The sequence below is a fragment of the candidate division WOR-3 bacterium genome (genome assembly GCA_026418155.1).
Classification (GTDB): domain Bacteria; phylum Hydrothermota; class Tepidihabitantia; order Tepidihabitantales; family CAIPLT01; genus JAOABV01.
In genome coordinates, this window is record JAOABV010000059.1 from 1 (window position 1) to 10,681 (window position 10,681).

At 34.9% G+C, this 10,681-nt stretch carries 7 protein-coding genes; 4 read left to right on the forward strand and 3 right to left on the reverse strand.

The annotated features are described in order from the left end of the window. The first annotated feature begins 304 nt into the window (after nucleotides 1-304). The 4 genes from metG (at nucleotide 305) to N2201_06395 (ending at nucleotide 6,044) form a co-directional block, all read left to right on the forward strand. Complete coding sequence (metG, locus tag N2201_06380) at nucleotides 305-2,332, forward strand: methionine--tRNA ligase (GenBank protein MCX7785831.1); 2,028 nt, start codon at nucleotides 305-307, stop codon at nucleotides 2,330-2,332. Nucleotides 2,333-2,547: 215 nt separating this feature from the next. Beyond that, on the forward strand, nucleotides 2,548-3,309 hold the full coding sequence (locus tag N2201_06385; protein ID MCX7785832.1) for a TatD family hydrolase: 762 nt from the start codon (nucleotides 2,548-2,550) through the stop codon (nucleotides 3,307-3,309). Between the two features lie 63 nt (nucleotides 3,310-3,372). Then, nucleotides 3,373-4,260 (forward strand): 16S rRNA (adenine(1518)-N(6)/adenine(1519)-N(6))-dimethyltransferase RsmA, encoded by an 888-nt coding sequence (rsmA, locus tag N2201_06390; protein MCX7785833.1) that lies wholly within the window; start codon nucleotides 3,373-3,375, stop codon nucleotides 4,258-4,260. Nucleotides 4,261-4,559: 299 nt separating this feature from the next. Continuing rightward, nucleotides 4,560-6,044: a phosphoenolpyruvate carboxykinase (ATP) gene (locus tag N2201_06395; protein MCX7785834.1), complete on the forward strand. Its 1,485-nt coding sequence runs from the start codon at nucleotides 4,560-4,562 to the stop codon at nucleotides 6,042-6,044. On the opposite strand, the gene nfi is transcribed toward N2201_06395, so the two are convergent. The 3 genes from nfi to N2201_06410 form a co-directional block, all read right to left on the reverse strand. Continuing rightward, entirely contained in the window at nucleotides 6,033-6,734 is a 702-nt protein-coding gene (gene nfi, locus N2201_06400) for a deoxyribonuclease V (GenBank protein ID MCX7785835.1), read from the reverse strand. The two genes, N2201_06395 and nfi, sit on opposite strands and share 12 nt — an antisense overlap. A gap of 100 nt (nucleotides 6,735-6,834) precedes the next feature. After that, complete coding sequence (gene glmS, locus N2201_06405) at nucleotides 6,835-8,703, reverse strand: glutamine--fructose-6-phosphate transaminase (isomerizing) (protein ID MCX7785836.1); 1,869 nt, start codon at nucleotides 8,701-8,703, stop codon at nucleotides 6,835-6,837. Between the two features lie 84 nt (nucleotides 8,704-8,787). Beyond that, a complete protein-coding gene (locus N2201_06410) occupies nucleotides 8,788-10,125 on the reverse strand; it encodes a hypothetical protein (GenBank protein ID MCX7785837.1) in 1,338 nt (445 codons plus the stop codon). Nucleotides 10,126-10,681 lie beyond the last annotated feature (556 nt).

The window sequence follows — 10,681 nt, forward strand, 5'->3', positions numbered from 1 at the left end:
AATATAATATCATAAAGATAGCGCATTATAAATTACAAAATTTTTTTGTAAGGTTATGATACCTTTTTGGGTAGTGTATAATATTTGTGTAAATTTAGACTTGATAAAGGTATATTCTTCAATGATGGTCAATTTTAATAATAAGAAAAGACGAACACCCTAATGAAGAAAAAAAGATTTATACAAAACTCCTGACGCTGTCTCTCTTAATTTAATATTGACAATCTTGATTTAAATAGCATAATTAGTCTGTAGTGAAAATAGATTTAAACCTCTTGAATCTTTTAATATATTAGGTAGCAGGATGAAGATATTAGTTACCAGTGCGTTGCCGTATGCGAATGGCGAGATTCATTTAGGCCATCTGGCTGGTGCTTATTTGCCTGCTGATATCTATGTCCGCTATCAACGACTTAAGGGACAAGATATAATTTTTATTTGCGGTTCAGACGAACACGGTGTTCCGATTACAGTTGCTGCAGATAAAGAAAAAGTTAGTCCAAAGGTCATTGTTGATAGATATCACAATAGTATTAAAAAATCATTTGAGCAGTTTGGTTGTAGTTTTGACAATTATTCGCGCACCTCTTTGCCGTTACATCATAAAACCGCTCAAGATTTTTTTCTTAAGATATATCAAAAAGGTTATATTTACCCCAAGACGATTAGTCAATTTTTCTGTCATAATTGTAATATGTTTTTGGCAGACCGTTATGTTATTGGTATTTGTCCTAATTGTGGTAATGAAAAAGCCCGCGGCGACCAATGTGAGAGTTGTGGCCGATGGCTTGAACCTTATCAATTAAAAGAACCGAAATGTAAAACTTGTGGCACAACACCTGAAGCCAAAGAAACAACCCATTATTTCTTTAGACTTAGTCAATTCCAGAAAACTTTAGAAGATTGGATTCGTGCTAAAAAACACTGGAAAGATAATGTTAAAAGATTCTGTGAAGGATGGTTTGCTCAAGGATTAGAAGACCGGGCAATAACCCGAGATTTAACTTGGGGAGTAAAAGTTCCATTAAAAGAAGCCGAAAATAAAGTTTTATACGTTTGGTTTGATGCACCCATTGGCTATATCTCTTCAACTAAAGAATGGGCAGAGAAAAAAGGCAAACCAGATTTATGGCAAGATTACTGGCTCGACCCGAATACCAAACTAATCCATTTTATTGGTAAGGACAATATTGTATTTCACGCAATCGTCTGGCCCGCAATGCTTTTAGCCCATGGTGATTATATTCTGCCGGCAGAAATTCCGGCAAATGAATTCTTAAATTTGGAAGGCAGAAAATTATCAACCTCAGAAAATTGGGCGGTCTGGTTACCAGATTACTTAAAAGAATTTGAACCTGACCCCTTGCGCTATGCTTTAGCAGTAAATTTACCGGAAAATCGTGATGTTGATTTTGCTTGGCGTGATTTCTTGTCTCGTAATAATAATGAACTTGCCGATATCTTAGGAAATTTTGTCAATCGGGTCGCAACCTTTATTAATAAGAACTACAGCGGAAAAATCCCTAAGGCAAATAAATTAGGTGAAAGCGAAAATGAAATTTTAGCGAAGATTAAAGAAACTACAGAAAAAGTTGGAGCGCTAATTGAGACTTTCCAAATCAAAGATGCAATTCGTGAATTAATGACCCTTCCCAGTTTAGGTAATCGTTATTTTGATTATCAGGCGCCTTGGCTAAGTTATAAACAAAACCAGCCCCAATGTGATACGACAATAAATATTTGTGCGCGGTTAATTGCCTCGCTCTCAATTCTTTTAGAACCGTTTTTACCATTTACCGCAGAAAAGATTAAGAAACTAATTCAAACTCAAAGTAAAGATTGGAATTCAGCCATAAATCCGCAATTCAATAATACCTTAGGAGCGATTTCAATATTGTTTCCCAAAATCGAAGAAAAAATAATTGTTGCTCAAATTGAGAAATTAGGTAAGAAGATGGACCAAGATGTTTCTTCTAAAGAAACGCAGGTCAAATTTAAGGAGATACCGATGGAAATAACAATTGATGATTTCAAAAAAATTGAACTAAAAGTTGCCAAAATTATTAACGCGGAAAGAGTTGCGGGAACTGAGAGATTAATTCGAATGGATATTGATTTAGGCACCGAAAAACGACAAATTGTTGCTGGTATTGGTTCAGCCTATAATCCTGAAAATCTTATTGGTAGAAATATTGTTGTTGTGGCTAATCTACAAAAAGCTAAGATTCGTGGAGTTGAATCACACGGTATGCTCTTAGCTGCCGTTGATGGTAATGATATTTCTTTAGTAGTTTTAGATAAGGAAATTAGACCGGGAAGCCCAGTATCATAGAAAAATTAAATATTTAAAAATATTAAAAACAATTTTTACAAATTATCATATTTTCCTCTAAGATGTAATAGTTTCGAGTTAGGATTTAATATATGACTTTATTTTATGCCCATTGTTACTTAACTGACCGCACTTATATTATTTGAGATTATCAAGCGAACACAAGATGAAATGTTTAATTAGTATGAATAACAAAGTTCTCTTGTGGTTTATATATGGTGTTATTTGATTCTCATTGTCATTTAACTGACCGGGCTTATATTTCCTGTCTTGACGAAATTGTCAAAAGAGCAAAAGAGAATAATGTTCAGTATCTTTTAACTGCTGGACTAAACATTAAAGATTCTCAAGCAGCAGTTACAATTGCTAATAAATATCCTGATACTTATTGTAGTGTCGGAATTCACCCGCACGATGCGAAAACAATGCGAGACGGTGATATGGAACACTTAGAAAAACTGGCAACAGCCAATCTTAAAGTCAAGGCGATTGGAGAAACCGGCTTGGATTTTTATCGCTGCTATTCTGACCCAGTTAGTCAAGAAAAAGCATTTCATATGCAGATCGATTTGGCACAAAAACTTGCCTTACCAATGATTATTCATATTCGAGATGCATACTCTGAAGCAAAAGCAATTCTAATACAGCATAATTATTTCAAAGGAGTGCTTCATTGTTATTCAGGTGATGAACTGTTTGCGAATTGGGCAATCAAACAAGGATTTTATATCTCGTTTGCTGGTTCAATTACTTATGATAGTGCTTCATTAAAAAATATTGCTCAGAAGATACCAGAAAATAGCATTCTAATTGAGACCGATGCACCGTATTTAACACCTCAACCATTAAGAGGCAAGCGTAATGAACCTTCTTATGTTAAATATACTGCTCAAATTATCGCACAACTACGTAAATGCTCAATTGAACATATTGCCGATATAACAACCCAGAATGCTAAAAAACTATTTAAGATTTAATTCTCGTAAAATTTTTAATATCATCTTATAAAATTAAAAGTTTTAATATCATCTTATAAAATAGTGTTTAAGCCCAAAAAAGCATTAGGTCAGTCTTTTCTTATCTCGCCACGCATTGCTGACCGATTGGTTTCGGCTTTAGAACTCGATAATACGGATAAGGTTTTAGAAATCGGCGCAGGCAAGGGAATTTTAACAAAACGCATTGCTGAAAAGGCTCATAAAGTTTTTGCGGTCGAGATTGATAAGCGACTAATTCCAATACTACAAAATAATACACGAGAATTTTCTAATGTTGAAATAATTAATGCGGATATTTTACATATAGACTGGCAGGCGTTAGATAAGGTAAAAATTATCGGTAACATACCATATCATCTCTCATCATCAATATTATTTAAACTTTTAGATAATATTAATCTTTGGGATATTACAGTATTAACATTACAACGAGAGTTTGCAGACCGACTGTTAGCGAAACCAGGCACCAAAGAATATGGAGCACTTTCAGTTATTTTTGAACCCTTAACGATACGCAAAAAATTAATAACTATTCCGTCATCAGCCTTTAGACCTCGTCCTAAAGTCGTTTCGACTGCAATTATTATCAGAAAACGAATACCGGCATTATTTACTGATATTTCTTCTAAGGTTTTTAATAAAATTGTCCATATTGCTTTTAGACATCGCCGAAAGAATATTGCCAATAATTTGAATTTGGGTTTATCTTTAGATAAAATAAAAATCTCTCAAATTTCGGAAAAGACCGGCATTGATTTAACTCAGCGAGCCGAGAACCTTACGATTCAGGAATTTTATCAATTAGCCAAAACTATATTTTCACAAGGCATTATGGAAAATATCGTAGAACATTCCTTTTCGATATCTGGCAACACCAATCTATTTCGTAAAAATAGTGAAAAGCGAATTGAGGAACGCAAAAAGGGATAAACGACAAAATTAATTTATGAGGGTAGTGTATAATATTTTGTGTAAATTTAGAATTGATATCTAAAAATAAAGGTGTATCCTCCAATGATAGATAATGATAATTTTAATTTTTAATAACAAAATGATAATTTTAATTTTTAATAACAAGAAGAGGATAATACACCTATGAAACAATACAATTTACATCTCAGCAAGAAAGAGTATAATGACCCTTGGCTAATAATCAACGATTATTTACACGAAGACCAAGACCACTAAAATCCTTTGACAGATAAATTAAATTTTAGTATCATTATTATATGATTAAAGAATTAATTAAACCCCGAGAAATAATAAAAGACTTAAGCAAGGAAGAATTAAGAAAATTGGCCGAAAAAGACGAAGTCACGACTGAATTTGGTAGTGCTGCTTATGTCACTCATATTCGTAATCGTAGCGCCAAGTTTACCGAAATCATTGAAAATGAACCCAATGAATCACAGAAGATTTTAATTGAGCAGGGATTAGAATATATTGCGAAGAAGCGAATGATTATGGTCGAACGGACTATGTGCCAATCCGATGAGATAAAACTTTTATGCCGTTATTATGTGACTAAAGATTATGCGCGAAATGCTTATATGTGGCACCAGATGCTTTTTGAACCTAATAGGCAAACTGAACCTGACATTACTGTTGTCTCCATCCCTGAATGGCCTGAAAGAAAAGTATTAGTGCTACCCAAAGAGCGAATAACTTTTGTATTCGGTTCGGACTATACCGGTGAAATTAAAAAGGCATTTTTGCGTCTGGCAATGTATCTGGCAAAACAACGCGGTTGGTTAGGTTTGCACGCGGGAAGTAAAATCATCCGAGTTAGAGATAAAACTCAAAAATTAACTAATAAAGGTATCTTACTCTTCGGACTTTCCGGAACCGGCAAAACAACTTTAACTTGTCACCATCACTATCTTGAAGGCGATGAAGGTGTTGTGATAAGACAAGACGATGTTGTTTTCTTAAAACCGGATGGTTCTGCTATCGGCACAGAAAACAATTTTTATATGAAGACGGAAGGACTTTCCCCTAAATCGGACCCGCTTTTATATAAAGCAGTAACCAGCCCCAATGCGATTTTAGAAAATGTTTTTGTTGAAGAAGATGGTAAAGTCGATTTTCAAAATTATATGTTAACTTCCAATGGTAGGGCAGTCGTGATCCGACGAGAAATGGACTATACGGACAACGAGATCGATTTACCTTTTGCGCATATCTTAATTTTTATTTATCGCCGAAATGATATTGTACCACCTGTAGTGAAATTAACTGCTGAACAGGGTGCGGCATTTTTTATGCTTGGAGAATCAGTAGAAACATCTGCTGGTGACCCGTCTCAAGCTGGTAAGTCGAAAAGAGTTGTTGGTACTAATCCTTTTATAATTGGTCCTGAAGCCGAAGAAGGTAATCGCTTCTGGGAAATATTGAAACAGCACCCAGAAATGGAAGTTTATGTGATGAATACAGGCCGAGTTGGTGGTGAAAATGGTGAGAAAATCACAGTTCGCCACTCAGTCGAAATTATTAAACAGATTGCTCAAGGTACCATTGAATGGAAAGTTGACCCTGATTGGCACTACTTAATACCTAATAATATTCCTAATATCAATTATGAAAGATTTAATCCGCTTAACTACTATTCTGAAGAAGAGTATAAACAAAGAGTGCAAAACTTAAAAACCGAGAGAAAAGATTGGTTGAAAAAATTCCCTGAGCTTGTACCAGAAATATTATCATCAATAGATTAATAACTTATCACTCACACCCAATCTTGGAAAAAGACCTTTTATATTTCGGTAGGATTTATTCATAGACAACATAGATAAAATGTGAGCATAGCGTAACGGCTCAGGAACACGATAATTTTTAACACATGCCATAACAATCTTTTTTGCTGATAGGATTGATATTTTATGACCTGGGGAAACGAATAAGGGTTTAACTCCGGTTCGAGTTCGTAAAATAATCCCAACCTTTTCGCCTTCATAAAATAGAAAACTAAAACTTCCTTTCTTTTTGTTGGGTTCTTGGCCATTTCCACACAATCTTGATTTGCCAACACCGATACTTGGAATATTTAGGTTAACGCCTAAAATTACTGCAATTCCTGCTCTGCGGGGATGGGCAATGCCCTGTCCATCACATAAAATTATATCAGGTTTAATGCGTAATTTTTGATAAGCCATCATAATCGGTTTTGCTTCTCGAAATGATAAAAATGTTGGAATATAAGGAAATGGTATTCGACATCTAGCAGTCGCAAAGTCAACAACAATTAGTTCCTTAAAATCAAATACGACTATTGCTGCATATGCGTAATTTTTATCAAAAGCAACATCTGCCCCAGCAATATAATTTATCTCATTGAAGTCGTCTTTAAGAATAACTTTTTTAGCAATCTTCTGTTGAAATTTTATTAGATTAGAAATTTTAAGCACTATTTAAGAAGGTTACTAAGTGGAATTAAAGTAAAGGTAGTAAATAGGCGTTATCCCTAATTGTATTTTGTAAAATAACGAAAAGTTGAAAGTAGTAACTTCATTCAACGGTAACACTTTTTGCCAGATGCCGGGGTTTGTCGACATCACAACCTCGTTTAACTGCAATGTGATAGGCTAAAAGTTGCAATGGAATGACATTAATAATCGGCGAAAGCCAATCTTTAGTTTTCGGCACATAAATTACTTCGGTTGCCAAATTTTTAATCTCGTCATTTCCTTCAGTAGCAACCGCAATGATATTTCCTCCGCGGGCTCTGATTTCTTCAATATTACTTATGACTTTCTGGTAAATTAAATCGTCAGTATCTGTGGCAATTACGACTACAGGCATATTTTTATCAATTAAAGCAATTGGACCATGCTTCATTTCCGCTGCCGGATAACCTTCAGCATGAATATAGGAGATTTCTTTAAGTTTTAAGGCACCTTCTAATGCGACTGGAAAATTAAGACCTCGACCTAAATAGAGAAAGTTATTGAATTGATAATATGCTTGAGCAATTTTTTCAATCTCAGCATTTTTATTCAAAATTTCTTTCACTTGATTAGGTATCTGACGCATGGCCGTAAAATAATCAATCAATTTTTCTTTTTCAATTAATCCGCGGTTTTGGGCTAAAAATAGACTTAAAAGAGTTAAGACGACAACTTGGGAAGTAAATGCTTTAGTTGAAGCCACGCCAATTTCTGCGCCGGCGTGTAAATAGATACCGGCATCTGTTTCACGAGCAATTGCTGAACCAACAACATTGACAATACCTAAAACAACCATTTTTAATTCTTTGGCTTTTCGCAAAACCGCTAATGTATCTGCTGTCTCACCAGATTGGCTAATGACAAAGAGCACACTGTTTGGGGTCGGAATTAAAGTTCGATACCTCAATTCAGAAGCATATTCAACTTCGGTCGGAATTTTAGCAAATAATTCAATCAGGTATTCACCAATCAAACCAGCATGCCATGATGTTCCACACGCTGAGATTATAATTCTTTCCACATTATTTAAATATTCTGAAGCCTTCATTTGATGCGCGTTAATTTTGATTTCAGTTTCCAAACCACCAAGCCTTACTTTGCCATTTTTTAATTGGTATCGGCCGCGCATCGCATCTTTTATAGTATCCGGTTGTTCAAAAATCTCCTTAAGCATAAAATGAGGATGCCCACCTTTTTCAATCTGCTCTAAGGATAATAAGACTTCTTCAATTTGCTTTTCAACCTTTTGATTTTCTAAATTAGTAATTTTATAACCAGAAGGAGTTAGGACTGCGATTTCACCATCAGATAGATAAGTTACTTTTCTGGTCCATTCAATTATTGCAGTAGCATCTGAGGCAACAATGAACTCATTATTATCACATAATCCTAAAATAAGCGGACTGCCATTACGAGCAACAATGATTTTATCTGGTTCTAAACTTGAGATGATGGCTAAACCATAAGTTCCTTCAACTAATTTCAAAGCATTTTGAACAGCAGTTAGCAAATCGCCACGATAATTTTCTTCAATAAGATGTGGAATTGTTTCCGTATCAGTTTCTGATGCAAAAATATGACCGCGTTCAGTAAGATACTGCCGTAAAATTCGGTAGTTTTCAATTATACCGTTGTGAATAACAGCAATTTGTTTTTTGCAATCGAATTGGGGATGCGCATTGACTTCATTAGGTTTACCGTGTGTTGCCCAACGCGTATGACCAATACCGATATTTCCGGACAAAGGTCTTACACTAAGCAGCGCACTCAATTTTTCTAACCGGCCTTCGGTTTTACAAAAGTCAATATTGTTATTGGTTATTACACTAATACCACAAGAATCGTATCCGCGATATTCTAAACGCTTAAGACCTTTCATAATGATTTCGGTAACATTCCTAGTGCCGATATAGCCAATGATTCCACACATAATATTTTAGAGAACGCCACAGATAAATTCAGAGTTTTCTGTGGTAAAACTTAACTTTCGCAGAACTTTCATTTCAAGTTTAACTTAACTCGTAATATTTTTAATTGTTTCCGTAATTAGTCTTTGGGTTAAATTTTTACTATTACTTTCTGCGACAATACGCAGGACGGGTTCAGTTCTTGATTTACGCAATAAAATCCAAAAATTTTTGCCTATTACTTTTAGACCATCTTGGGTATCAAATTTAATGTTTGGGTCATTTTTAAATCTCTTTTGGATAGTCTTTTGCCAATCAGCACGGAATTCGTAAACTACTTTCTTCTCAATAAAATATTTTGGCAATTCTTTTCTTATTACTGAAAGAGGGCATTTTCTTTTTGCCAAGAATACTAATAATAGAGCAGTAGCAACTAGACCATCGCGTGCTAAATTAATCTCAGGAATGATTACGCCACCATTTCCTTCACCACCAACAATTGCATTAACTTCAAGCATTTTCTTGATTACATTTGCTTCGCCTACCTTTGAGCGATAAACATTAACTCCGAATCTGCTACAGATGTCCTCAACTGCCATTGTTGTGGAATTATTTACAACTACAGGTCCTTTTTTCTGTTCTAAGATAAATTGAATACCTAATAATACCGACGCCTCTTCAGATAAAGGAATTCCTTGTTCATCAACGCAAGCAAATCGGTCAGCATCTGGGTCAAAAGCAATACCTAAGTCTAATTTTTGCCTTCTAATTTCTAAAGATAATCTTCGCAAACTTGCTGGAGTTGGTTCAGGTTGTCTTGGGAAAATAGTGTCATCTTTTTTTATACTTATTGGTGTTGCACCTAACATTTTTACTAATTTTATGGCAAAATGTTCGGCAGTCCCATTACAACTATCAATCCCAACCAGAAAATTTTTCTTGGGTATATTACGAAAGTACTTAGATTTGAAAATATGTTCTAAATAAGTATTACAAATATCAGTTGCAAAAAGAGAAGGAGAAGAATCAATAGTTATTGTGGTATCATCTTTTTTCTTATCAAAATATTCTTTTAATTGTTGAATTTCTTCTTCAAAAAAGAGAGTGCCTTTATTTGAGATAAATTTCAATCCATTATACTCTTTCGGATTGTGGCTGGCGGTAATTTGAATGCCGGCATCTAAATTCAATTTTTTTACCATCATAATAGTCGCAGGTGTTGGGCAGATACCAAAATCATAAACATCGCAACCAGCATAAAAAAGCCCGGCAACGCAAGAATGAAAAAGTATCGGGCTGGAAGTTCGGGTGTCACGACCAATAGCAACTTTTTTGGCTTTGAGAAATTTTCCAAAGGTAAATGCATATTGAGTAATAAGTTGTGGGAATAAATCTTGACCAACAATTCCTCTTAGACCAGAAACAGTAAATATCGGCTTTGGCACAAAAGAATTGTAAGGAAAAAACAAAATTTGGTCAAGACTCAATAAAGGGAATTAAAAAGTGCTGAGGGAGGATGCGGAAGCCACGGAAAACAAAAAATTCCTGTGCTGACCATAACTCAAGATTCGAAAGTTTCAGTGCCTTCAGGAGAAAAAAATAAGTATTGCCGAGGTTTGAATAAAGAAAGATATGCGAAAAATAATATCGGTTACTAATGAATCTTCTTTGTATTAACCATATAAGTTCTTTTTCTCCTATTTCTGAGGCTTTGGACCAAGGAAGGTATTCTATCTTAAAATTATTAAATCAGGTCTGATCTGCTAAATTTATTAACTATCCTATTTGATATAGTAGGCAGAAGATTAGACTATTTATTCTGTTATCACATTGATTGTCCACAGATTAAATTAAAGGGCGAAACAAAGGATAGTCTGAAAAACAGTAGTTTTGGCGGTCGAGTGGGCATACCCGTCAGTAGCCGACCGATATGCCCCTCGGCTTGCCCCCTGGCCTGCCGACCGGCTTACCTATTAGGTGACTGAAGATGTCAGGTAGGCC